This window comes from Paenibacillus sp. LC231, from assembly GCF_001860525.1.
Lineage (GTDB): Bacteria > Bacillota > Bacilli > Paenibacillales > Paenibacillaceae > Paenibacillus_AQ.
Map to the genome: position 1 here is coordinate 61,006 of NZ_JFOM01000021.1, position 24,316 is coordinate 85,321.

Consider the following 24,316-nt stretch of genomic DNA (forward strand, 5'->3'; position numbering starts at 1 on the left):
GTTTTACTGGATTAAGAGAAATCTATAGTCCATTAGTTATGTTTGTCTCAAGCTCTACAGCTAGATACAAATGCGGGTGATCAAAAACTTCCTGACTTTGATGCGTTAATTTTTATATCTTGTGAGGAACATTCCCATACCTTTCTCATTGTTTAGTATGGAGCTATTATTCGTTATCATTTTCATTTTTTCGCCTCTTCAATTTCTCGATTAGAGTTAAGCCTCGTACCTCTGTAAACATTTCGTCCTCTATTAATTCGTCGTTTATATTTATTTTTGGCACTTCATCAGAAACACCTAAACGATAAGCTTCCTTGGTTTGTATCTTCTTTCGGTCTGTCGCCCTATTTTCTTGAATATTCGATTTAAACTCTGCATTGCTGATACTTGCTTCACTTCGTGCTTGTTCCGTTAACGAGATTTCCTCCTGCTTGATTTGCTCAAATCTTTCATTCATCTTAAATTTGGCGTGATTTTGAGTGTCTTTATGATAAACGAGCGCAAGTTTCTCCTCCTGTTGTATCATCTTTATCTCCTCCAGACTCAGGTCCTTGAATCGATCCGATTTCTCCTGTAAACGGCAGGTGAAATAATGGAGACCATCTGGAGATTTCACATAAATCGAATTCATGCATCTTCTGTCATACGCTATCGTGACTGAACGGGAATCACCCTTTACAAACCACCCGACCTCCGTCAACTCGTCACATTTGTAATGAATTCCCTCAAAGGCTATACCTAGCCTTGTAGCTGTTACCTCTTTACAAGGAAGCAAATTTAATCGAATAATGTCTCTGGGAAATGCCTTAAGATGGCCTGACCGATTCTGTATCCCCCAATTCCATAAGTGAATCGGAACTGGCAGAATGGAATCAGGAATCATGCTGGTCTCAAGCGGATAATGCCTAATCGCTTTACTATTATTGTGATACATGATCAGTTCAATCATCAATTTAATAAAGCCCCGTAACGACAGCTTAGCATCGAGAATATAGTCTTTTCCGCCACGTTCCTTAAAGTCAGGCTTCACTGCTCCAGGAATCCATTGTTTAATCGTGGTATTCACCGTTTTAAAATTAGACTCTACTATTCCTTTCCAATCCGCCCGATACGGTGGTTCATTTTTGATTGTGACTCCAAGGCTTTCTGAAAGAGAATCTGCTTTTTTGCTTTCCATTTCACCTCGATCCCCCACAATGACTTCAGGCATATACTGACATGGCCACTGCTCATCGTTAATGTGGATATCGTATTCCGCACAAAAATCTACCTTATTCGTGGTCGCATTCTCGATAGCCATCATGGCACCCTGCCAAGATGGGCCTTCTAGTCCCACGTAGAATCCAACAATCATCCTGCTGAATACGTCTATAACAAGATAGATAACAGGTCTTCCGATAACCTTGGTTCGATTAGCATGGCTGACGAGATAGATGTCTCCTATCGTTGCATCAATCTCGAAAATACTGCCTGGTCCAACCGCTCTTCGTGTAGCATTACCAAGAACAGGTCTGAATTTTAATTGGTATTTCCGAACTCCCTCACGTGCCATTACAACCTTACGGTAGTCTTCCGTTTGTCTGTAAAAATACCGTAATTGATCAATCGTAGGGACTTTGTGACTGGGCAATGGAATCTCGTTTAGTTCTCCATTCACCATAACTTTTTCAAGAAAGTACGTGTGCCACATACGCTCGTGAACAAATTCCATACTATTTGCATCCGTTGTTTTATACCATTGGGCAAGGGCTGCTCCCAAGATCTTTCTCATTTCTTTTGTGATGATAACGCCTTGATATTCTGGAGATTCCGGATGCATTTGCGCGAGCAGACTTCGCTTACCGACCTTTTTTGTGAAAGTCTTCTTCTCCCCCTTCTTACTTGGCCGGCCACAATTAAAATAGTGCGCTACTAGTGCGTTTTTCATCTTTCCACCGGTCCAATAATATCGTATATACCGGTAAATTAAGGTCTTGCTTTTGCCTGTTTGTTGAGATCGTTCCCTTATCAGTTCCCCCCGGTGTGTCCGGTTATAGATAGCAGGTTCGTTATCCACCAAGTCTTTGATTAATTCCCACCTTTCTTCAATGCTAGAACTGTGTTCTTTTACATACTTCGAATGGGGATCCATAAGGTTTGCGAAGGGATCCACCTCAGCAATGGTATATAAACCTTTACTTAGAGCCTTTTCAATTTCGGTAAACTCCCTCTTTACCGGAATGGGTCTATCTTCAAAGATAGATATGGTATACAAAAACCGTCTATCCGGGGTGATATATAAAATTCGTTCTTGAGCCCTCTCACTTTGCAGGATGACATTCACTTGTATCTCCATTTGTCTCCTCCCACTATGCCCGCTTGATATCAATCGGATCCATCGCTGGTTGAATGATTCGATTCATATTTACAAGCCACCGTTTATTTGCAATAAGATGGCGGACAATAAACAAACTTGTACCTATAGGAAATCCAAATCTCAGATCACACTCTGCAGCGTATTTGGAACAAGACATACTCCTGCTCTGCAGCAAATTAAACAATTCGGGCTCAACGGAGTCGATGATGGATTCATTCAAATGACTCATCCCCTCCAACCCTCGTGCGGAGTGAACCCAGGACACATTTTTAACTAGATTGTATGAGATATCTTTATCTGTAATGAGTCTCCATTGAACCCCTTCATCTGCAAAAAAACGTCTTTCAATTTCAAATTTCTCTATGGTTCTAGGGGTTAGATTATCTCGCGGTTTGACCGTATGTGCCCAATATTCCAAACCGTGTTCGGTTTGAACCGTAAGCATAAAATCCGTGGTTATCACAATGGGTTCTTTTGTTTTCGGATCACAGGGATACCTAATTTTTAAAGTATCCGCAATAAACATCGTCTTTTCTTGGGGTAAAAGCGGAAATTGCTCCCGAATATCCACAATACGGGGGGACCACTCACACATATAAAAATAGGCTGTTTCAAGATGCTCCGATAACAAGTGATGGATTCTTCCCGTTTTCCAACCCTTTATGCGACTTACAACCCCTATGGATGGAACATCGTGAATCGTCAGCCAAGGTTTATACGTCGCTCCTTGCCCTTGTCCTCTTTTTTCCTTTATTCGTCTTGCAATGACGCTTCGTGTAGTGCTACGTTTTCGTTTCGCCATAATTGAGTTAACCTCCTTTATGATTAAGAAATGGAAAGGCAGCCTGCATGAGGTATGGTTGCATGAAGAGGTAGGTTGAACGAGTTGAATATTATTGTGGGGGATAGGATTTTTGATTCCTATTTGTAACAAAAAAGCGCACAACTTGAGATCTCGTTGTGCGCTCCTGCTGAATATTGCATCCATTATACCATATATTGTTTTTTTCATGACTTTACATCAGAATTACTTTAGTGCTAACCTGGCACTTAGTAGATTTGCACGCTATACATTCATATTCTGCTGGTTATACTAAAGGTTCATCAGATATTCGTGATAGTATTGATTTCGAAGTTCTTCTTTACGGGTCTGCATTAAGGTATATCTTAGATTCACATCAACAACCTTTCGATATGTATCCACGTCCGATTTTTTCAAGATCCCCCTACCTGTATAAAGCATTACTTTCTTCATGTCGACCCGACCAAATGTCATAAGGGCTTCGGTCCCTATATGTTGAAATACATCGACACCCAAAACCTCCCGTTTTGAAGGAACACATGCTACGGATCCGCACGAAAGTTTGAATCTCTGTAATGGCTTGATATCAATGACTAGGAGTCTTTTTAAATGCATCCATTCATTAGATAAAACCTCATATTTATCTTTTTCATGCGTCCAGGCCTTTACTTGATCATTAACGTCCATATTCCCTACCCATTCCCTATAACCATGTAACCTCGTAGGATCGATTCTCACGGTTTTATTTGGTGAAAAACGAATCGTGGGGCGTTTGGGAATCGTCCATGATTTCATGCTTTCTTGAAGATCTACTGGCAACGATTCCAAATCTATTTTTGTTACAACGGGAAGTACCCCAAGCTGTAGTAAGTGGTCTTTGAGCGCTTCGATATCATCCTCAAAAACACGGATGCCCTGAAAAAAGCCAACAACGCCTAGTTCTGTCCACTCTAGGCGTTTCTCTCCTGTGCTTGTTTGATATTCACGGATGTTTTCGCGTAAACAAGAAAGCTTCTTCTCACTCTCTATCATCCTGTGGTAATGACCCTTCGAAATGAAACTTTGAAAACGATCTACGTATTTCAAACGCAAGCCTCCTTAGTTTCTAGACGTTAACCGTTTCTTATCTTTCCGTGCTTCCTTCAGTTGTTGTATCTTTGTTTGATAACTTTCGATCTCCGGCATAACAATCCGTCTTGTCAGCATCAGGCAAGGTATATATTGTTCCTGACTAGGCAGCAGGATCATCAAACGTTCTTCCTCGTTCATGTACGCTGAAAGTGTCCAGTGGCTGGTTTTCGCAGCTTGTTCAAACCACTTCTCTTTGATCGCTAGTGAACATGTGTAATATTTTCCGTTAAACAGAACTCCATTTACAGTTACCTCGGCAAAACCTTCCAAACCCCTCACCTCTTGATTTTTCATATATTCACCTTTTTTTCCCATTTCATCGAAAGCTAAACTTGTACTTTTTGAAAAGTTGAAATCCAAAAAGTTTAGGGTTTTTAAGTTTGAATTTTTTCATCCGGGAAATAACTGATAGAAGAGGTGATAGAATCGTGGAAGAAGACATTGTAGAACAGGAACTCCCAGATCTGGGCTATGCGGAAGGCTTTGATTACTTATATCAACTACTGAGCCATTTAACGAGCTCCAAACAATGGTTCGGGCATAAGGTCTCCCTCATGGTTCGTTTATCACGAGAAACACAGCAAAGTCACGTTTCTCGGGCAGATATTGAGGCGATGTTCCCCCAATATACTGCAAAAGAACTTGATACCATTCTGAATAGCCTTATTGAGGGAACATGGTTAGTTCGACAAGAAGGTACACTCCAATATTCACTATCCAAAAGTGGTTTGTTGTTTCTACGTTTCCTCCCATTTCTTTATCGGGGCGATGAAATGGATGAAATGTCCTTCCAGCTTGCAGTAACCGAAATTTTAAAGGTTGCTGATCTGATGGGCTTAAGTTTATCGTCCATGGAGCTGTTGCGGGATCAAATCTTGTACTCGGTAAGACGTCACATTTCGGAACTCGCCAATGCGTTAGTATCCAGAAATGATGAGCGAATACGAAAACTTATCCACAAAATCAGTGAATTTGTCGGAAATATTGATGAATTAATTAAACGCATGTCGGACATCACGAATTACAAGATTTCAAAGGGATTAGAACTTACAGAAGCAGATAAGCACGGCATCGAAATACTCCTCACCTTCCATCAACGAGTCATGAGTTTATATGATGAGCGTAAACAATACTATCTTGATCATCAAGTACTGGGCTCTGCACCATTCACCAAAAGTGATATTGACCGTTTATTGTCAGGCTCTTCTTTCTATCAAATGACCGCGTGGATTGATAAAGGGGTTTTTACACCCTCTGGCTCTTCTTGGTTCGACGAAAACAATTTAATTGAATCCTTGCAATTATTTCTACAGCAAAGAAAACATAGCCGTGGAAGAAGAATAAGCCGAAAAGTAAGTGGAGGGGAAGAAATGCTGGAGAACATGTTTATCGAATCTCCTTATTCCGAAAAATTGACCACCGCATTAATTGAGGAATTTAAAGTCAAGGAGTCCCTGACTTTGGAACAATTTCTTCAGCCTTTATCGGAAAAGGTTGAAGGTTTCATGTATCTGGCTGCACTCTGCGCAATGGAAAATCAGAAGTTTCTTTGGAGAGATTCCCCATTTATAGGGTACACGTTAGATACGAAAATGCATAGTCTGACCCTTCAAGAACACCTTTTTCATCAGCTTTCAGATGCTCTCATTGAAAGGATGGGTACACATGTTTAACTTAAACCAATGGATGGATTATAGCCCGGAAGAAGTTTGTGCGATGCTAACCATCAAAGCATGTCCTAAGCATCTAATTCCTCGACTCGAGTTTGATGATACTTTTCGTACAGATGTAACGAATCGACTTCGAGAGGTTGGATACGAGTTTGTCGATGATCCGATTTCCCAGCATTTTGATGCACGTTTATCTCAGGATATTCGTCACCTCGAGCCTTTTACCGAGGGTCCATTTCCACCTAATGAGGGGCAGTCGGTTGTTGGAAAGGCATTACTTGTGATTCTTTGGTGCAATCTCATTTTGCCCAAATATGATCATTCGCTAAAAAAACAAATGGATGAGGATCCCCATGTAACCGAAGAACAACTATTTGAAAATTTTAAATCACAGCTTGGCTCCATGCAGAACTTGAGGAAAAATTTAACCGTGCTGAAGCAACAAGGTTTTATACTAGGGGTTCGCGGTACAACCTCTATGATCGCGGGCCCCCGCTTATCCACAGCTGTGGATAATTCAAAACTTTATGAACAGGTCCGAAAGCATGTCATTGATCTTCTTATCAATGAAACTGATGCATTGAAAGAAGAAACGTCACTTGCGTTTACGGAAATAACGAAAGAAGGTGGGGATACATATGAAGAGAATTATGGATAAAAAGTATTTGCCGATTCGTTTTCTGAATCTGGAAATGGAAGGCTTTTCCTACTTCCCGCGTCAAGAAATCCCATTAGACGCACAAATCATTGGGTTAATTGGTAATAATGGTGCCGGCAAAACGACCATCCTGAATATGATCCGAGTACTCATTGGGTCAAGAAAATTCGATAATAACCAATCTCTTCAAACATTCTTTGAACGGGATGATGTCGATGAAATCTATATTGTCGGACGTTTCGTGAATACCATTCATCCCACTTACGGAAAACGTCCATTTGAAGCTATTGGTAAAAGGCAAGACACCGTTTCTATTGTTTGTAGAATCAAACGCGATCCATGCAAACGTGAATACTGCGTTTTTGATGGCTATTTTGATTTAGATCTTGATTTAAAGGCCTACATCCGCTGGTTGAATATGGAGCAATATGCTCGGCAAATGCAAGAGATCGGTCTAACCAGATCCCTCATCAATGCTTGTAGTTTAGACCAAGGTAAAACGGAAGATATTATGGATCTCAATGAAGAAAAATTGGCTGACTATATTTTGCAGATTTGTGGAGAACAAGAGAGATTGGACCGCTTTAACCAGATTAAAGCGGATATTAAAACGTTAAAAGAACAGTATTTTCATATTAATCTACAGAAACAACAGCAAGAACTTACATTGAGGGAAATTGAAAACAACATCAGCCTCTGCAAGCGGATACTCGAACTCGAGCATGAGATAAAAGCTCTTCAATTGGAACTTCCGCTTTCAGAATATGCACACTTAATGAATGTATATGAGGAGTTCAACCAAGAAATAGTAGATCTTTTACAAAAAGAACATGAATTAATTTCAAAAATAGAGACAAATGCTCAATTGCTTGCCGATCATACGCAGCAATTATCCAAAACCAAGATAAACATCATAGAATTAAATGGATCCATGAGAGAGCTTTCGGAAAAACGAACATCGACAGCGGTTGAAATATCCAATCATGAACGTAATGCTGCAGAACTAAGCACGTTCATCGAGACGTATCATCCCCTTCCTGTTCAAGACATAGCTCAACTATCTGAGGGAAAACATCAATTGAATCAAAGCTATAAAGACCAATTAACCATAACAACAAATTTGAAGAATCAGCTACATCAGCTTGAACATAAAATTGCTCGCATGGAAACATCAAAGAAAAGTGAATTTCCTGCCGGCGTTATACAATTAAAAAAATGGCTGGAATCTAAAGCCATTGATCATTTATTAATTGCCGATTGTATCGACATCCCCGATCCGTCTTGGCAAGAAGCTATAGAAGCTATGTTAGGAACGGAACGATTTACGATCGTTGTAAGTCCTGAAGACATGGTCCAAGTCATGAAAGAAGCACAAGCAATTAAGTATCCTTTCTGGGTATCACCCTATAAACCTGCGTATTTACAGCTTAAAAAACAAGCCGTTCTGAACAAAATCCTTCTTAAAGACGAACGAATAGCTGGTTATTTACAGCGATTTGAAAATGTAATGATTGCCCATAATCTTGAAGAAGCATGGGCCTGGGTTCGTAAAGGTAATAGTGCTTTATTAAATTCACCGTCTCCCTATTATGTTGTTGAACGTGGCGGACGTTCTATTGGTGCAAAAGGTCTTTATTGTGGTCAGTCTGCTTTTCAAGCCCAGCTTAAGGCAGACAAGAAACATGCACTCGAACAAAAATCCCTACTAATTCAATCAGAAGAGCAAGAAGTTCTCTTATTGGAACAGCTGAACGCAATAATAGAAGAAATTAAGACCCAGGAGCAAATTCTTCTATTACCTAGTAAAAAAGATACTCTCGCTCACACCTACATGATCCTTCAGCAACTTCAACATGAGATGGATACCCTGACGAAATCGAGAGATGAATGTACGAATTCTCTATTAGAACTTGTCACCCTTCAAAATCAACTTAGTAATCAAGCTGGCGTACTAACTGAAAAATTGAACGGTTATCGTGGTGAATTATCTATCGTTGAAGTGAGCATTCGGGATAAGAAATCGCAGAAAATCAACATCGAAGCCCAAGCCGATGAAATTCGGAGTCAATTTACCGAAGAACAACGAGTGGCATTAGCTGTTGCCGATAAATTGGCCACACTAGAGAAACCGGAGCAATACCGAAAGAGTATAGAAATGAAGGAATCCGCTGTCGAGATATTGCGGAATAATATATCAGGAGGAGCCGTCCGACCGGGAGAAGAAATAGCTACAGTCAAATTAGAGCAGTCGTATGAAAAACACCGCATGCTTCTGGATCAACATCAAGAGGAGATTCAAAAAATTCAAGATGATTTGGACAAACTTGAAAAGAAGCGTGTTGAAGCTAAAAACGAGTACCGAATTATGGTTGATGAGGTATTTCAAAAAGTACGGAAATCACTCGAGGAAATGGCAGCGCGGGGTAATTTCGAAGCCTCATTAAGAGCTGTTTATTTGGAGGATGAGCGTTGGAAGGTTGATTATCGTCTAGGCTTTAATGGGAAACCGGCAAAAAGTTACCGGGATAAAAGTGCACTTAGCGGTGGACAAAAAGTCATTGCTTCATTACTTCTAACCTTCGCTGCGATTAAAGCAGATGGCGTACTCAGCTTTATGTTATTGGATGAACCGTTTGCCCATTTGGATGAAGAGCGTATTGCCTTAGCCGGCCAGTTTCTAAGTAATTCCGAGGCTCAAATCATTATAGGGATGCCCTATTCTGAAAACATCAAATTGATGATGCCATGGATGAATATGTTACTTAATTTCCGACCTAAAAAGAGGAATGAAACAGTAGCGCCTCCGATTACTTACGGAAAAATTCGTCCGTAGATTTAATTACATAAGGGGAAACCAATGATGACCTGTGGCACAACCAAACATTCTTTCAAAACAATTACGATGTGGACTCCAGTTGAATTCGAAAACGAAAACTATACAAGTAGGAAAATAAAAGTCTCTACCTGCAGACATTGTGGCTTTACTCGTCAAACTCCCATATCTGAACGGATCAGATATGGAGCCGGTGAACCCCCTTATGATCTAGATAATGTTCTAGAGGGAGAGATGCTAGAGTTGACTCGCTCCCTCCTCTTAGATCTAATCAAATCAAAGACTCGCAAGCGATGGGAAAATTGGAAAGCACACTGGTTAACTCATGTTGAATATCAACTATTTGACGAATCCGTAATGAGATTATTTAACTGGGGCTTGCTAGTCATGCACGAGAAAAAGCTCCACAATCGTATCCAGACCTGGGATCCCAAGTTCGTATCTGCTAATCTTGGAATGTTTGAATCTGATATTGCTCGCCTCATGGAAATGAATTTCGACACGAATACAGCCGAACTCGATTCACTCACGATGGCGTTCCAGGACCTTAAGCCATTGACCGAAAACGAACATCTCATAAAAAAGGTCATTCAATTCGTAAAAATAAAGAGAGATTCATCTACCATACACATGATACGACTGCTATTTGCTCTTTTTGACCACAATCAGAAGCAAAAAACCATGAGTTGGAAAATGTTCTCGCAACAGTATTTTTATTCGACAAAAGCCCTTTCAGAAGGGGATAAGCATCGCTTACGAAAATTACTTGGAAAAAAACTATCCGACTTTGGTATTCACTCCAATAAGTCACGAATTTGGATAACCGGTCCTTTTTCATGGGAACTAAATGGCTATACGAACTATGGGCTTGCATTTCATGGAAGTTTATCTTTAACTCGGAGTATGATTCATAAAATGCGGATAATATCCTGGGACTCCCCCCATCTTCTCATTATTGAAAACAAAGATTTGTTCGATTCACTAGTTGATAGTCAGTGGTTAGACCCATGTAAATGGTCTCTCCTTTACAGTAAAGGCTTTATATCTTCTGAAGAAATTGAGCTTATTTCCTATGCCTCAACATTTAATCTAGTGTCTATTACCATATGGCCAGACTTTGACCCTTTTGGGTTGTCCATTGCCATTAATATAAAGGAAAAATTAATGGGGAAAGCCTTGAATATCCCCGTTAAGATATTTGGATTCACCAAAGAATGGGGCGAAAGGTTTCCTGGCACCAGCCCCTTAACTAAAAGTGATTTGAATGAAATTTATCGGTTGATGACTTATCCTATTCCCCATGCATGTATAGAGGCTCTACATTTGATGAAAAGTACAAATCGGAAAGGTGAGCAAGAGTTATGTTTTGATTTCTTTACAGAATCTGATTTTGAGCGCCATTTATCTCAAGATGTTGTACAACTGATCTAAACCAGTGTTCGATTCTAATGTGCCTATGATAAAACAATGACCGCTATAGGTCAGTTAATTGCCACAACGAAAAAGATGTTTCCTCTTAAGGACATGTGAGGGCCAAGTGCCGTTTATTAAGGCGATAAGTTATAGTCGAAACTTGGCGTCATTGATACTAGAATTTTTTTATTGAAGGGGATATCACATTATGAGCACAAACAGTCAGTTACTCCTTTTATCGAGCTTTTGTAAATATTTCACTGGCCCATCAAACACTAAAATATTCAAAAACATTATATAAACTTCCTTTTGTGGGATCCTCTAACCATTCTTCATGCTTATGTTTGATTCTATCAGTCATAAATGGAGATTCCTTCAATAAACTCCAACTTTCTTTATATAATTCAATTAAGTATTTTAATTGTTGTGATGGGTTTTCAAAATTTTCTGCTGATTTTCTGTACAAATCAATAATTGTTACACTATATCGTTGAGCTGTTGCAAACCCAAGATCATGCCAGCCCAAATTATTGTAGAATTCAAGTCTATCTCGAAGAGCTAAGAGAATATCGAATCTTTTCATACTGAATTTATTGTTCATAATACTAGTTGGTGTTTTTCTGTAAAAGTACAACCTATCGTTAATAACGGCCATGGATTTGGCATTGTATAAGATCCTATGAATTGCAGCTTCATCTTCATGAATTAATCCTACTGGAAATGTAACATCATTAAAAAGTGAACGTTCAAAAATCTTTGCCCACGCCATTGGCCGGGTTTTTCCCTTACCAATAAGACCCCAATGCATTGCTTTTCCTTCATAAACGATTAATTCCGGTGGCGCGGTACTATATGAAAATAAATTATTTTTATCTTCAAAACGTAAATAGTAACATTGGACAAGGTTGAATTTGTTTTCTTTACAGTTATTATAAAGTACTTCTACTAGATTTTCTGCAACAATATCGTCCGAATCAACGAAAATTATATACTTACCAGAAGCCATTTTTAATCCATAATTCCGTGTATCAGATAGTCCGCTATTCAATTTATGATAAACACGAACTCGAGTATCTAGTTTTTTTATTGAATCACAAATTGCTCCACTTCCATCTGTTGATCCATCATTAACCAAGATAACCTCTATATTTTCATAGCTTTGTTTCAATATTGAATCTACACAATCCTGGAGCCAGTTCAACGTGTTATATACTGGAATAATTATACTGATTTTATGATTCATATAACCCTCACTTTCTTACCCTCCCGCGCTACTATAGCGTTTTAAACCAAAAACAAAAAAACGTGATGCGATAAATAGTAGTAACAATGCTATCACAGGGGTGATATAAGCATATGCAGCTAAAGAACCCCCGAGTATAAATTCAACTGGAAAATAACTTGTAAATGCATATGGAATAATCCACGTTAATAATATTTGTAAGGCATAGGGATAGATTGCCAGGGGGTATTTTAAAAACTGATTTAAACTCTCAATAAGAACCATTGAACTCATAACATCTATAAACCAAAAACTGAAAGTAGCCATTAAAATTGTTATTGAAAAATATATGCTTGTTGCACATATGATGAGAACAAGTATCCAGAGAAATGTCATAGGTGTAAAAACCAGATTTAACTCTATGCCAGAATAAACACAAACAATTATTCCATAAATACTTAAGATAAAACCATGTAGATTTGTACCATCCACTGTAATCGCATATAAGGGATTTATTGGTCGCAACAATAGTCTGTCAAGATTACCCATACGCACATACTTATTGGGTAAAGTCCATATATTACGGAGAAAAAATTCATCCAGACCTGCTGGGATAAGTGCAAACCCATAGAGCATTAGGGACTGATGATAAGTCCATCCATTTAGCGCGGGGGTATTGGTATAAATAATTGATAAAAAAAGGATTCCGACCGTCTGTCTCGCTATATGTGCTGATACTCCCATCAAAAAATCCAACTTATATGACATACTCTCACGTAGATTTTTAATCAAAAAGTAGCGGTAGAGTATGATATGCTTTTTAACCCCCATTAATTTGTAACCCCCTAATTGCTAACTTATAAAGACTTTCAGAGATTAACCATAATACAACACTCCAAAAAGTTTGTATTAAAAGCTGTACAAGTGTGTCGTTAAAATCGTATCGTCCCATATAAATCAAAGTTGGGGTATAGATGATATTTTTGAATGGAAGCCAATTGCTTAACGTCATAGCCCAAGCAGGAAACAAAGAAAGTGGGACGATTGCTCCTGAGAAAAAGTCGAACAAAGATTTTTTTAAGAAGTGTAGACCCCAAAAGTTCATAGTCCAGAAAGATATATATCCAGTGATTAAGCTCAGTGAAAAAAGAATCAAAAAACTCAATACTACGCTCATAATAAAAGCTATAACATATCCAATTCCGGCTGGAGGAATTATAGTAGGAAATAAAAACGTTATAATCAGCATGACGATTGATGCCTGCACGATACTGACTAAACTTCCCCCGATATTCTCCATCAAGCGAGCAATACTGAAACGAACGGGTTTAATCAAGTCGAAAGCTAAATTTCCATTTTTGACACGATCAAAGATAATACGTTCTGGGGAGTTCCTATATGCATAAATAGAATTTAATATTTGTGAAATGAAAAGATACGTAATCATTTCTGATTCTGTAAATCCTGAAATTGACGGTTTCCCAACATACACTGCTCTCCAAATAAAATAGAGAACAGCTAGCTGAATAGTTGTTCCGAGGATATATATGGTAAAGGAGAATCGATATTGAACACCATTTCTAAAAGTTATAGTTGTAAACGCAAAATATTTTCGTAAAAAGTTCATAGAGTGTATGCCTTCTCTATAATATCTTCTACAGTTGTATCGATAAGTTGCATATCAAGTATCTTATACTTAGAATCAATAAATGCAAAAACTTCGGCTGGTGATATATTTACTGGGATTTGGACAGAAATCATTTCATCTCTAATCATCATAGTATATTCTGCTGCAAATCGTTCAATATCTATGCTACTTACTGGTTCAGCCAGTTTAAAATTCACTGTTCGATTACCAGCATATCTTTGACGTAAACTGCTTATTGTATCATCTAAGATCATTTTGCCATGATTTATAATCATAACTCGGCTTGAAAGTTCTTCAATGTCCTGCATGTCGTGTGTAGTCAGTATGATTGTAGTATTATAAAGCGAATTTAACATTTTAATAAATTCCCGCATTTTTCTTTTAGCTGTAATATCCAACCCGATTGTCGGCTCATCTAAAAATACTACTTTTGGGCTATGCAGGAACGCTGCTGCAAGATCGGCTCTCATACGTTGTCCTAGTGATAGTTGGCGTACTGGGCGATTAATAAATTCGTCTAATGATAAAAGGTCAATGAATTCTTTAAGTTTGTTCTGATATGTTCTATCGTCTATTTCATAGATGCGTTGAAGTAGGTTTAATGATTCAATAACTGGTAAGTCCCACCACAACTGGGTTCGCTGGCCGAATACAGCACCTATGTTCATAGCATTCTTTAACCTTTGCTTGTGTGGAGATATTGAACAAACTTCTACTTCACCTGAAGTTGGGGTTAAAATACCCGTTAATATTTTTATTGTCGTAGACTTTCCAGCTCCATTTGGTCCAATAAATCCAATAATATCTCCCATATTAATAGAAAAACTTATATCATTAACGGCATGTATTTCCTGCCTCTCTCGTGAGAATAGAGTAGATAACGCACCTAAAAAACCAGATCGTTTAGATATCGAAAGAAAGAATGATTTATGCAGATGCTTAACCGAAATAACCTCCATTTTTCTTTCCTCCAAGTAATAGAGTTATAATTAAAAAACTCCCTTCAACCTCCCCTTATATCTGTGTATAAACGCTTATAGTTTGATCCATAGATAAAAATTCCCTCGAGTTAATTTGAAAATTTAGAGATAAATTCATTTATGATTGTTTTATGACTTTTAGCTAAGTTCTCTGGAATTTCGTCAAGCGGAAAAAATTTAAAATCCTGAGATTCTTCACGATTAATTATCATCTCACCACTTATGTGTTTAGTGTAGTATGCAATTACAACAACATAAAATTCGTCACCATTCGGTGCTTTTATGAAATTTTCTTTTCCCGAATATACATTCAGCAAATTTAGATTTTCAATCCTTAAATTTGTTTCTTCTAAAATTTCCCTTTTCGCTGTTTCTTCCGTAGTTTCTCCCAATTCCATAAGCCCACCAGGAATTGCCCAAGAACCTCTAGGCTGTTTTCTTTGTTGAAGTAGGACTTCATTCGAATCATTGAGAATAATAATAACAGTTCCGGGAAAAATTAGAGGCCTAGTTCCTACTAACCTTCTTAAATCTTCAACATATCCCATCCATTATCCCCTCCAAATTAATCATTAATTATCATGTTATAAATATTATTCGTCTCAATTACAATATTATCCCAGCTATACTTTTCTATTCTTTTTAGAGCTTGTTTGGCTAATTGGGACCGGGTATAGGGGTTATTTAGTAACTTATCCATTTCATTTGCTAATATCTCAGAGTTTCCTAACGGAAATACAATCCCATTCACACCATTTTCAATAATTTCAGAAAGTCCTCCTGTTTGACTTGCGATTACGGGAATGCCCTCAGCTATTGCTTCTAGAGCTGTTATCCCAAATGACTCTTCTATACTAGGTATCACATGTAAAGATGACTGTCTTAATAATAATTTCACTTCGTTATTTTTGAGAAATCCTAAAAATTCAACATCTTTATCAATGGATAAGGATTCAGATAGTAATTTCAGCTCATTTTTTAATGGACCGTCACCAGCTATTTTCAATTTATAGTTAAAGGAACTATTACTTCTTTTTAAAATTGCAAATGCTTTTAATAAAACATCACAGCCTTTTAGAGGCGATAGGCGTCCACAAAATGTTATAGATAGTGGTTGAAATTGAGGGTTACAAGCCCTTCTAAAAGAGTCTTCACAAGAATCATAGTCAATACCATTGGGGATCACATGAACATCTGTTGCTAATTCCCCATACCTTGTACCTATTTCTTCATTCAACCATTTACTAACAACAATAGCTTTATTAGAATTATTTAACATATATCTTCGCAAAGAATCATTGAAATGGTTAGGGGGAGCTGAAATTGAATGAATAGTTGTTACCATGGGAATATTAAAAAGGTCTTTTATAGCAACACTAGTGAAGGCATGAAATGAATCATGAGCATGAAATACATCAAATGGATCAACACTTTTTAAAAATCTATATACCATAGGAAATAATTTATTACTTAGCTCTGCCCATTTAAACGGTGTTGCGATACGTGTTTTACTAAAATGAGGATCAATTTCATTACTGAAATCTCCATCCATTGTAGTGGGAAAATTAATAACAGTAAGCTTACCATTTTCACTAACTTCAAAATTATTAGGGTCATCAGAATGTCGATTAATTTTAGCAACAAGCACTGTCACAGAATTACCTTCATTAACAAATCCTGTAGCTAAATTATAGACATGTGTGCCTATTCCACCATATAAATTAGGTGGATAATCGGGAGTCATCATTAATATTCTCAAAATATCACACCTCAAATATGCATAAAAATTTCCTTCTATAATCAATTGCTTTTAGATCTCTTTTTATCTGGAAATATACTACAACAAAGTCTTTCCTTTAGCTTTGCTTAAAGATTCATTATGATTTTTGTATTATGTTTAGTGAAGCTTTACAACCTAGATCTTATCAATTTTCCACTTTCAGTTTTTGGTAATGATTTTGCCAGAGCTATGACTGAAGGAATCTTGTACCTCGAAAGTTTGTCTTCACAAAATACTTTTAATTCCTCTAAACTTAGTACTTCATTTTCATTTTTCAGTACGACAATTGCCGAAATTTTTTCACCATAAACCTCATCAGGTACTCCTGTAACAGCAACTTCTAACACTTTCGGGTGCTTATATATAACTTCCTCTACTTCTCTAGGATAGACTTTAAACCCGCCATATATTATCATCTCTTTCTTACGATTGATAATGTAATAATAAGAATCTTCATCTTGCTTCGCATAGTCACCACTGTATAACCAACCATCTTTTATTACTTTCTCAGTTTCTATATCATTATTTAGATAGCCTTTCATAAGGTTTGGACCACTTATTAATAACTCCCCGACCTTTCCGATTGTCACATCATTGCCATTTTCATCTACAATCCTAAGTTTTACTCCTGGTAAGGCAACTCCTATGCTGCCTTTCTTTTTTTTCCTTTTTAATGGATTCAAAGTAACCATTGGTGAAGTTTCAGTAAGTCCATAACCTTCTGTGATTTCAAAATTGAAAATCTCCCTCCATTTATCAAACACTTCCATTGGCAAAGGTGCAGCCCCAGTAAAGGCAATCTGCAAGCAAAGATTATATTGAGTTAATTTGGGATCCATTAACAAATACGTATACATTGTTGGGGGACCAAAGAAAAATGTTATTTCTTCTTTTTCTAGTACAGTTAGGGTTTGTTCGCTGGATTTCCAGCGCTCCAAAAGATGGACATATCCACCTATTAGCAGTGTGGAGTTTAAACAACATGTTAGAGCTGCAGAATGAAATAACGGGGAAACGATTAAGGTCTTATCTAAGTGGGTTAAACCTATCGATTCAGAAAAAACTTTCGCATTACTGTAGAGATTATTATGTGTAAGTATTATTCCTTTGGGTCTGCCTGTTGTCCCAGATGAATAAATTATTGTGCAATCTTCTACATCGGTCTTTTCATATTGTGTAGGTTGTAAGGAAGGCTTAAAACTTGTAATTTTATTAAGCTGTTCATCAATATCTATTATTGTGCTATATTTTTTGATACAATCGCTTATATTCTTAATAAAAGGTTCTCTAGACACTATGAATTTCGGTGAGGAGTCTGTTAGAATATACTCGCTTTCTCGATGGGTAAGTAGGGGATTAATCAATACTGAAATCCCATTAGCTCTTGAAACTGCATAATACCAAATTATAAATTCAAGAGTATTTAACATCATAATTCCTACTTTTTGCTTCGGTTTTAGATTTTTATTTAACAAGAAGTTGGTACAATTGTCGATCATCTTGTCAAGGGCTTTATACGTTACCTTGTGATCCATAAAACCTACTGCAAATCTTTCCGGGCTATTGATAGCATGAGACTTTATTACCTCATCAATCCTCATTTATACCTCCTATAAATTTTTTATTTGAAAGTTATCGTTCTACAATGGGACATTAGTTTAGAGATTCTCACCCAAAATTTCCACCTCTGGTATTAGGTTAATGTTGTATTTGTCGGCGATGACTTTTTTTACATGCTCCATTAACTTTAAAAAATCAGATGCAGTTGCTTGTCCTTTGTTTACAAAATGATTAGCATGTATTTCAGAGACTTGGGCATCTCCCATTCTATATCCCTTTAAACCCGATGCTTCAATAATTTGACCTGAATATTCATTAGGTGGGTTTAGAAAAACACTACCGACGCTTGGAATTCCGTATGGTTGAGTTTGTTTTCTGTGATTCATAAACTTTTTCATTCTCTTAATACTACTCTCTTTATTTCCTTCTATTAGTTTTAAATTTGCTTGATATACAACCCATTTTTTCCCTTGTAATATAGATTTGCGAGGTCCAAAATTTAATTCGTCCCTGTGCATGGAATGCATTTCTCCATTTTCATCAAGAACATGTATATAATTCACAACATCAGACATTTCGGACCCATAACCCCCAGCGTTCATGTATATAGCCCCACCAATAGTTCCAGGTATACCACAAGCAAACTCCAATCCTGACATACTAGCCTTACTTGCAAGAATACTTAGTTTAGTCAATGAAAACCCACCAGAAACACTGATAGAATGATCACTAAATTCAGTATTGGAAATATTTTCCGGTAATTTAATAACAACACCCCTCACTCCACCATCTTTTATTACAACATTCGATCCATTACCAATAAATTTCCAAGGTATATCTAATTGCTTAAACATTTCAATAGATTGTTTCAGTGATCTAATGTCATGAGGGATAAAAAATATATCTACCAATCCTCCTATTCGTAAGGTTGTATGTTTTGACATTTGCTCACAAAGTCTTATTTTCCCCAAATTCATGCTTTCAATCTTCTCTACCAAGACTTTCAAGTTTTTATGATCCTTAGACATTAGCACCCTCCTGGTATTGCATATGCGCGCCTAATGAATTAAAAGTCTTAACAAAATCGGGGTAGCCCCGTTCGATATGAAAAGTGTTGTTTATTGTAACTTTTTCACCCTCACATAATGAAAGTCCACAAAGGAGAAGAGACATTCCCCCTCTGATATCCTTGGCAGCTACTATATGATTGTCTTCAAATTTGGTTGGCCCTTTTATCACTACTTCTCTGTTTGATAATATCTCTATAATTCCCCCCAACTTAATAATTTCAGGTATATGATGCAACCGATTTTCGAATACATTTTCTTTGATATAACTTTCTCCACTACAAGTTGTTAGCAAAGCAGTTAAAATGGCCTGTAAATCAGTTGGAACTCCAGGGTATGGGTTTGTTTCGAAACTCACACTCCTATATGGGCGCTTCCCAGAAATCCTAATCGTGTTAGTGTCAACTGTTTCAATTATTGCACCAATATTCTTTATCAAATCCATAAAGCTCTCTAGGTTCTGCAAATAACCTCGAGGCACCAATATTTCGCCGTCCGTCATAAGCGTTGCAACTACATAAGTACCTATCTGTAAGCGATCAGGCATTACATCATACTCACATCCTTTAACAGCTTCAGTTCCATAGATTATTAATTTGGAACTGCCTGCGCCATAAATTCTCACTCCCATTCTAGTAAGTAAATTCTGCATATCAATTATTTCCGGTTCCAATGCTGCATTATTAATCGTGGTTTTCCCTTGTGCAAAAGAAGCCAATACCATTAAAACTATTGTTGCGGAATGACTAGGATATTCTAGCTCTATATCAATTCCATTCAAAATCTCATCTCGTTCAATTAAAAATATCCCAGACTCATATTTTATTCTTGCACCCATCATCTCAATTCCTCTCATCATTTCAGCTAGAGGTCGTTCCCCTATTTGATCTCCTCCAGGGAATGGGATCATTATTTTCTTTTTCCTTATTAATAGAGGACAGATAAGACCAATAGATGCCCTAAAACTCCGTGCTAGATCCACATCAATAATATGAGAATCAAAATTTTGGGCATGAATCGCGAGTCTACCCTCCTCTTTTATCCAATTTGACTCAACCCCCAACTTATTCAATATTTTCAAATAGTTCTCTATATCTAGAATATTCGGTACATTGGTAAAAATCACTGGTTCATGAGCAATTAGGGCTGCTGCAATCAGCCCTAGTATTGAATTTTTGGCCCCACTAACTTTTAGATTACCTTTAATTATATTCCCTCCATAAACCACTAACTTATTCTCCATTGCTTAATCACCTCGTGTATTTTAATGGAAATATTTATATAAATAATTAGAACTGATTTAGTGGAGCAGTATTAATTAAAGAATGGTAGTTTGGTATATAGATTTTCGAATTTTCTGGATAATAATCAGTTCTCAATGAAATTTGAGGGAATATTAAGCAATTAGGCTCAATGATTACTCCAGGGTTAAGAAGTACATATGATCCTATTTTGCAATTACTACCTATAACTGAACCGAATTTACTTATCCCTAATTTAATTTTTTCCTTATTTTTATTAATCATTACTATAGGACTTTCATTTAGTAAAACGGAAGCAGTTGATATGTAGGCCCCAAAATGCACATTACTTCCAATTATTGAACTGGATATTCCGCAATAGTGAGTTATGGAAGAGTTATTCAATATAAGGCTGCTTACAACTTCGCAACAGTGTCCTATTTTTGAACCTGTACCAATTATTGAATTGTCTCTTATAAATGAGGACTTACCTATAAAAACATTATCAAAAATCACGAGGGGTCCTTTTAAATAAGCAAAATCTTGAATTTCTACATTTTTTCCTATAAATACATTGCCCTCTATTGTTGCCTTAGGAGATATTTTAGCTGTTGGGTCAATATAAGATTTTAGGGTATAACTTTTTATATATTCTTCGACATTATATTCAAGTGAAGGTAAGAAATCGAAAAGCTCTGATGTCCCGAAAAAATCACTAAATTCAGAATCTATTTGACCAGGAAAGAAGTTTAAAATTTTTATAGTCTTCTCCTCCTCAAATCGAGTTGAGTTTGCATACTATTCTGTAATTGCATAGGGAATTAAATGAAAGCAGCGCTTTGGGGAAGGATGCAAGGCATATTCCCCTACGCTCAAACGAAGAGTATCTTTGGTACGCAGTTCACTTTTTAAAAAATTGATACCTATTAAAGCCACTTTCCCCTGGAGATTCTAATCCAATGCATATACATGCTGAGGAACTCCATTCTCAAATGGTTTAAGTAGTGCATATAACGTTTTTATTGTAGGCAATTCTATTTCTTTTCGTCTTGCAAGGTTGATAGCGGATCCCTGTATACTTTCAATCTCCAACTTTCTACCATTAGTTAAATCAAAATGCATTGAGGAAGTAACTTCACTAGGTAAACGTCCACACCAACGTATTGTCTTCTCAATAAAGTCTTTTTCAAGATTCACACCATAGGAACGTGATAAACACATCATTTCATTAAGTACATCACTAAAAACTTTCTTTGTTGATTCACAATTAATCAGTTGACCTATGTTTAACCTTGAGGTTGATGTCACTCCTGAGTAAGCTACTATGAACGAAAACTTTTCCCAAATAGTTCTCATAATATTTTCTGATCTTATTACTTTGATACTACAGTCCTTCATTAATTCCTCAAATCTTTCACAAAAATTTCTTTGAGTAGGAAAAAGGGCACCAAAGTATATTTCTTTTAGCTCTCCGATACAATGAATATAGCCGTCATCGTCCATAGTCACACTTATTTTGCATGTACCTCCTAAAACCTTTTCATCCCCCAATTTTTCTGAAAGAACTTTGTAGTGTTCAACTCCATTCATCAGTGGGAGTATATATGCACCCTTATTTGTAAGTTCAATAAGATTCTTCATCAATTCTGCATCGAGGTGATAATTTTTCACTGCAACAATTACTAAATCAACATCCGCTATATCTTTAGAATTTGTGAAGATGCGTGGTGTTTTTATGTTTGTTAAATTTGTGTTAGTTTTTATAATAAGTCCTTGTTTAGTAATTTGCTCTGCTCTTTTAGTACGGATCAGAAAATTAACATTTAAACCATGCTCGATAAATTTTGCTCCAAAATAACCTCCAACTGCTCCGGCTCCTATAATAGTAATATTCATATAACCCCTCCTATATTCGTGTTACTGATCAGATGAATGCCTATAAAGTAAAAGCGCTTACAAATTTTCTTGTTTCAAAGGTACCCTTAGTGATAAAGATTCCTTATAAGTTTTATTTAATTTAGATATAAATTATAGATATCATCCCAGTATTTGTATATAGTAATAAATTCCCTATTTTACTAAATATGATCTTATTTTACATAGGTATTATGGGTGGTGGAAATGAACCATTTTCGATTCGCTAATATACTATGGTTGAACCATTATTCAAATCCATAACATTGGATCGACCATAAGAGGTAGTTCACTTTTAGAAAAATAATGAATGGAACTTTAGTCTTTTATATTCCACTGTCTTATATGTTGGGGAGGGAAGGTGTCATATCAATAAATACGTCCTTATTTGCGATTTATATTTACCATTCTTGAAATCATCGTCATACATTACAGCAGTTCACCATTAGCTGTTTCCTCCACTTTCACATTGTCATCTACTGAAATAATTTTGAAATCCTTCACATGAATATGAGTGTTATATAAGATAGTTTTCTCTGATGATGTTTTTCATCTTTAAATCTATGATTATCGGAGATTTTTACTGCATCTTCAAAATCACCTGATTGTAAATCACTAAAATATCTTTCTACGACAGAAATTGCTTTTTCTCTTGGATTCTCGGGGAATTTTGATTCATAATTTGCACTCGCCTAACTTAAATTATAAACTAACTGCAAATTTGAATTACTTCTTTTCATTACATTGCTAGCTTTTAAATATACAACACCTATTTGTTACTAAAAGTTGGTTTTTTCACGACAAAAATAACCCAGCTTGTGTAAATTCGGGTAGGGGGTCGAAAGGATAAGCTTTTGTACGAGCAGATGAGGAGTTCAAGGAAAACAAAGTATTTTATTAGTGCTTAGGTTGAGATAAGTCCCTTGTTTAAACACTACATGCTACCCGCGTAAAATTCCCTATAAAACTAATTTTATACATGTTTTCTTTTACAGCTTCGGCGAACAAGCTGATAAAAACAAAAAGAGGGTTTCCATCGTCATTTTTATGCTAATGACATTTGGGACACCCTTGATTACTTTTATGATTCAATATTCATGAATCGTTTCGTACATGCTGGTCGCCGATGATTAAGGTTTAAATATATATCTAACGTATCTTTCTGAAACCTTTTATTCTATTTATACAATTGATCTGCAGCTAGAAAATCCGGGCGGACTGGGTTTTACCGTCTGGAAAGCTCCGGGCGTCGTCGGAAAATCGCTAGCGATGGTATTCCCTGTCACATAAGCATTGCCGGAACCGTCCGTGGCAACGCTACGACCAAAATTAAAACCGTCCACTCCGCCAAGAAAGGTAGAGTAGATCAAAGCGGTACCGTCAGCATTCAGCTTTGCAACGAAGGCATCCGGGCTCAGCTCCGAAATAACGCTGCGCAAAGCTCCGGGTGTCGTTGGAAAATTGGGGGACGTTGTAATTCCCGTAATCATGGCGTTGCCGAATGGGATCCACGACAATCCCAAGACCTTCATCGGTACTGCTTCCTCCGATATTAGTGGAATAGACAAGAAAAGACCCGGTCGGATCGAACTTGGACACGATTGCATCTGTGCTGCCGGCGTTAGAGGGTTGAAAAGCGCTCGGCGTAACGGGAAAACGACGCCAAAAGCACCAGTCATATAGGCGTGCCCGGACGCATCCACCGCAATGGCTTGGGTACTCCCCCCTTCGCTGGCGCCTTTGTCATTGAGTTATGACAAGAACTTATATACTTAAAACAAAAAGACCGCAACTTATGCGGCTTTCAATGTCTATATGTTCTTGTCGTTCGATATCTGTCATATGTTTATGGATAGTGTCACAAGACTTTTTGAATAGTACTATTAAAGGCTTATCTGTTATTACGCTAATCTACCCGTTAGAATTCCTGTAATACGAATATTTTGGAGATTGAACAAAAACGAGCGCCTCGGTACGATGGGGTTACACACGAGGTCATTGCCTCAAAAAGCCCATCCAGGAGGTCGCTCTACTATGAAGT

At 37.1% G+C, this 24,316-nt stretch carries 20 protein-coding genes; 4 read left to right on the forward strand and 16 right to left on the reverse strand.

The window, feature by feature from the left end; all coding sequences use genetic code 11:
• Nucleotides 1–166: 166 nt before the first annotated feature.
• From AK95_RS15885 to AK95_RS15900, 4 genes are all read right to left on the reverse strand, one after another.
• Nucleotides 167–2,335 carry a Mu transposase C-terminal domain-containing protein gene (locus AK95_RS15885; RefSeq protein ID WP_071220931.1) on the reverse strand — a complete coding sequence of 723 codons (2,169 nt, stop codon included), beginning with the start codon at nt 2,333–2,335 and terminating at the stop codon, nt 167–169.
• Between the two features lie 13 nt (nt 2,336–2,348).
• On the reverse strand, nt 2,349–3,158 hold the full coding sequence (locus AK95_RS15890; RefSeq protein WP_063477430.1) for a heteromeric transposase endonuclease subunit TnsA: 810 nt from the start codon (nt 3,156–3,158) through the stop codon (nt 2,349–2,351).
• 291 nt (nt 3,159–3,449) lie between these two features.
• The gene (locus AK95_RS15895) at nt 3,450–4,244 is read right to left on the reverse strand and encodes a hypothetical protein (protein ID WP_063477431.1); all 795 of its coding nucleotides are present in this window, start codon (nt 4,242–4,244) and stop codon (nt 3,450–3,452) included.
• A gap of 12 nt (nt 4,245–4,256) precedes the next feature.
• Entirely contained in the window at nt 4,257–4,583 is a 327-nt protein-coding gene (locus AK95_RS15900; protein WP_063477432.1) for a hypothetical protein, read from the reverse strand.
• Between the two features lie 134 nt (nt 4,584–4,717).
• On the opposite strand from AK95_RS15900, the gene AK95_RS15905 reads away from it, so the two are divergent.
• From AK95_RS15905 to AK95_RS15920, 4 genes are read left to right on the forward strand one after another with little or no spacing between them, the layout of a single operon-like run.
• The gene (locus tag AK95_RS15905; RefSeq protein WP_063477433.1) at nt 4,718–5,962 is read left to right on the forward strand and encodes a hypothetical protein; all 1,245 of its coding nucleotides are present in this window, start codon (nt 4,718–4,720) and stop codon (nt 5,960–5,962) included.
• Complete coding sequence (locus tag AK95_RS15910) at nt 5,955–6,617, forward strand: hypothetical protein (protein WP_063477434.1); 663 nt, start codon at nt 5,955–5,957, stop codon at nt 6,615–6,617. The genes AK95_RS15905 and AK95_RS15910 overlap by 8 nt, the downstream gene beginning before the upstream one ends.
• Nucleotides 6,598–9,450, forward strand: a complete 2,853-nt coding sequence (locus AK95_RS15915; protein ID WP_063477435.1) for an AAA family ATPase — start codon at nt 6,598–6,600, stop codon at nt 9,448–9,450. The genes AK95_RS15910 and AK95_RS15915 overlap by 20 nt, the downstream gene beginning before the upstream one ends.
• A 24-nt stretch (nt 9,451–9,474) precedes the next feature.
• Nucleotides 9,475–10,881: a hypothetical protein gene (locus AK95_RS15920; RefSeq protein WP_143767935.1), complete on the forward strand. Its 1,407-nt coding sequence runs from the start codon at nt 9,475–9,477 to the stop codon at nt 10,879–10,881.
• Between the two features lie 250 nt (nt 10,882–11,131).
• Here AK95_RS15920 and AK95_RS15925 read toward each other — a convergent pair whose 3' ends face one another.
• The 12 genes from AK95_RS15925 to AK95_RS15975 all read right to left on the reverse strand — a co-directional run bounded on the left by AK95_RS15925 (nt 11,132) and on the right by AK95_RS15975 (nt 23,807).
• Complete coding sequence (locus AK95_RS15925; protein ID WP_071220932.1) at nt 11,132–12,106, reverse strand: glycosyltransferase family 2 protein; 975 nt, start codon at nt 12,104–12,106, stop codon at nt 11,132–11,134.
• Between the two features lie 15 nt (nt 12,107–12,121).
• Nucleotides 12,122–12,916, reverse strand: coding sequence for an ABC transporter permease (locus AK95_RS15930; protein ID WP_071220933.1), 795 nt, complete (start codon nt 12,914–12,916; stop codon nt 12,122–12,124).
• Nucleotides 12,906–13,712, reverse strand: coding sequence for an ABC transporter permease (locus AK95_RS15935; RefSeq protein ID WP_071220934.1), 807 nt, complete (start codon nt 13,710–13,712; stop codon nt 12,906–12,908). The genes AK95_RS15930 and AK95_RS15935 overlap by 11 nt, the downstream gene beginning before the upstream one ends.
• Nucleotides 13,709–14,692, reverse strand: coding sequence for an ABC transporter ATP-binding protein (locus tag AK95_RS15940; protein ID WP_071220935.1), 984 nt, complete (start codon nt 14,690–14,692; stop codon nt 13,709–13,711). Before AK95_RS15940 ends, AK95_RS15935 begins: the two co-directional genes overlap by 4 nt.
• Before the next feature lie 110 nt (nt 14,693–14,802).
• A complete protein-coding gene (locus AK95_RS15945) occupies nt 14,803–15,261 on the reverse strand; it encodes an NUDIX hydrolase (protein ID WP_071220936.1) in 459 nt (152 codons plus the stop codon).
• Between the two features lie 17 nt (nt 15,262–15,278).
• Nucleotides 15,279–16,472, reverse strand: a complete 1,194-nt coding sequence (locus AK95_RS15950; RefSeq protein ID WP_162487592.1) for a glycosyltransferase family 4 protein — start codon at nt 16,470–16,472, stop codon at nt 15,279–15,281.
• A gap of 149 nt (nt 16,473–16,621) precedes the next feature.
• Complete coding sequence (locus tag AK95_RS15955; RefSeq protein WP_071220938.1) at nt 16,622–18,094, reverse strand: AMP-binding protein; 1,473 nt, start codon at nt 18,092–18,094, stop codon at nt 16,622–16,624.
• Between the two features lie 57 nt (nt 18,095–18,151).
• Nucleotides 18,152–19,081, reverse strand: a complete 930-nt coding sequence (gene murB, locus AK95_RS15960; protein ID WP_083397646.1) for a UDP-N-acetylmuramate dehydrogenase — start codon at nt 19,079–19,081, stop codon at nt 18,152–18,154.
• Complete coding sequence (gene murA, locus AK95_RS15965; RefSeq protein ID WP_071220939.1) at nt 19,074–20,363, reverse strand: UDP-N-acetylglucosamine 1-carboxyvinyltransferase; 1,290 nt, start codon at nt 20,361–20,363, stop codon at nt 19,074–19,076. Before murA ends, murB begins: the two co-directional genes overlap by 8 nt.
• A 46-nt stretch (nt 20,364–20,409) precedes the next feature.
• Entirely contained in the window at nt 20,410–21,123 is a 714-nt protein-coding gene (locus AK95_RS33480) for an LbetaH domain-containing protein (protein WP_481855853.1), read from the reverse strand.
• A 189-nt stretch (nt 21,124–21,312) separates the two neighbouring features.
• Nucleotides 21,313–22,257 (reverse strand): ketopantoate reductase family protein, encoded by a 945-nt coding sequence (locus AK95_RS15970; RefSeq protein ID WP_071220940.1) that lies wholly within the window; start codon nt 22,255–22,257, stop codon nt 21,313–21,315.
• A gap of 1,199 nt (nt 22,258–23,456) precedes the next feature.
• Nucleotides 23,457–23,807 carry an SBBP repeat-containing protein gene (locus AK95_RS15975; protein ID WP_071220941.1) on the reverse strand — a complete coding sequence of 117 codons (351 nt, stop codon included), beginning with the start codon at nt 23,805–23,807 and terminating at the stop codon, nt 23,457–23,459.
• Between the last annotated feature and the right edge of the window lie 509 nt (nt 23,808–24,316).

What these genes read in the sequence shown, in the direction of transcription:
- AK95_RS15885 (WP_071220931.1), bottom strand. Translation starts at nt 2,335, where the DNA reads ATGGAGATACAAGTGAATGTCATCCTGCAAAGTGAGAGGGCTCAAGAA.
- AK95_RS15890 (WP_063477430.1), bottom strand. Translation starts at nt 3,158, where the DNA reads ATGGCGAAACGAAAACGTAGCACTACACGAAGCGTCATTGCAAGACGA.
- AK95_RS15900 (WP_063477432.1), bottom strand. Translation starts at nt 4,583, where the DNA reads ATGAAAAATCAAGAGGTGAGGGGTTTGGAAGGTTTTGCCGAGGTAACT.
- AK95_RS15910 (WP_063477434.1), top strand. Translation starts at nt 5,955, where the DNA reads ATGTTTAACTTAAACCAATGGATGGATTATAGCCCGGAAGAAGTTTGT.
- AK95_RS15915 (WP_063477435.1), top strand. Translation starts at nt 6,598, where the DNA reads ATGAAGAGAATTATGGATAAAAAGTATTTGCCGATTCGTTTTCTGAAT.
- AK95_RS15920 (WP_143767935.1), top strand. Translation starts at nt 9,475, where the DNA reads ATGATGACCTGTGGCACAACCAAACATTCTTTCAAAACAATTACGATG.
- AK95_RS15925 (WP_071220932.1), bottom strand. Translation starts at nt 12,106, where the DNA reads ATGAATCATAAAATCAGTATAATTATTCCAGTATATAACACGTTGAAC.
- AK95_RS15930 (WP_071220933.1), bottom strand. Translation starts at nt 12,916, where the DNA reads ATGGGGGTTAAAAAGCATATCATACTCTACCGCTACTTTTTGATTAAA.
- AK95_RS15935 (WP_071220934.1), bottom strand. Translation starts at nt 13,712, where the DNA reads ATGAACTTTTTACGAAAATATTTTGCGTTTACAACTATAACTTTTAGA.
- AK95_RS15940 (WP_071220935.1), bottom strand. Translation starts at nt 14,692, where the DNA reads ATGGAGGTTATTTCGGTTAAGCATCTGCATAAATCATTCTTTCTTTCG.
- AK95_RS15945 (WP_071220936.1), bottom strand. Translation starts at nt 15,261, where the DNA reads ATGGGATATGTTGAAGATTTAAGAAGGTTAGTAGGAACTAGGCCTCTA.
- AK95_RS15955 (WP_071220938.1), bottom strand. Translation starts at nt 18,094, where the DNA reads ATGAGGATTGATGAGGTAATAAAGTCTCATGCTATCAATAGCCCGGAA.
- murB (WP_083397646.1), bottom strand. Translation starts at nt 19,081, where the DNA reads ATGTCTAAGGATCATAAAAACTTGAAAGTCTTGGTAGAGAAGATTGAA.
- murA (WP_071220939.1), bottom strand. Translation starts at nt 20,363, where the DNA reads ATGGAGAATAAGTTAGTGGTTTATGGAGGGAATATAATTAAAGGTAAT.
- AK95_RS15970 (WP_071220940.1), bottom strand. Translation starts at nt 22,257, where the DNA reads ATGAATATTACTATTATAGGAGCCGGAGCAGTTGGAGGTTATTTTGGA.
- AK95_RS15975 (WP_071220941.1), bottom strand. Translation starts at nt 23,807, where the DNA reads ATGAAGGTCTTGGGATTGTCGTGGATCCCATTCGGCAACGCCATGATT.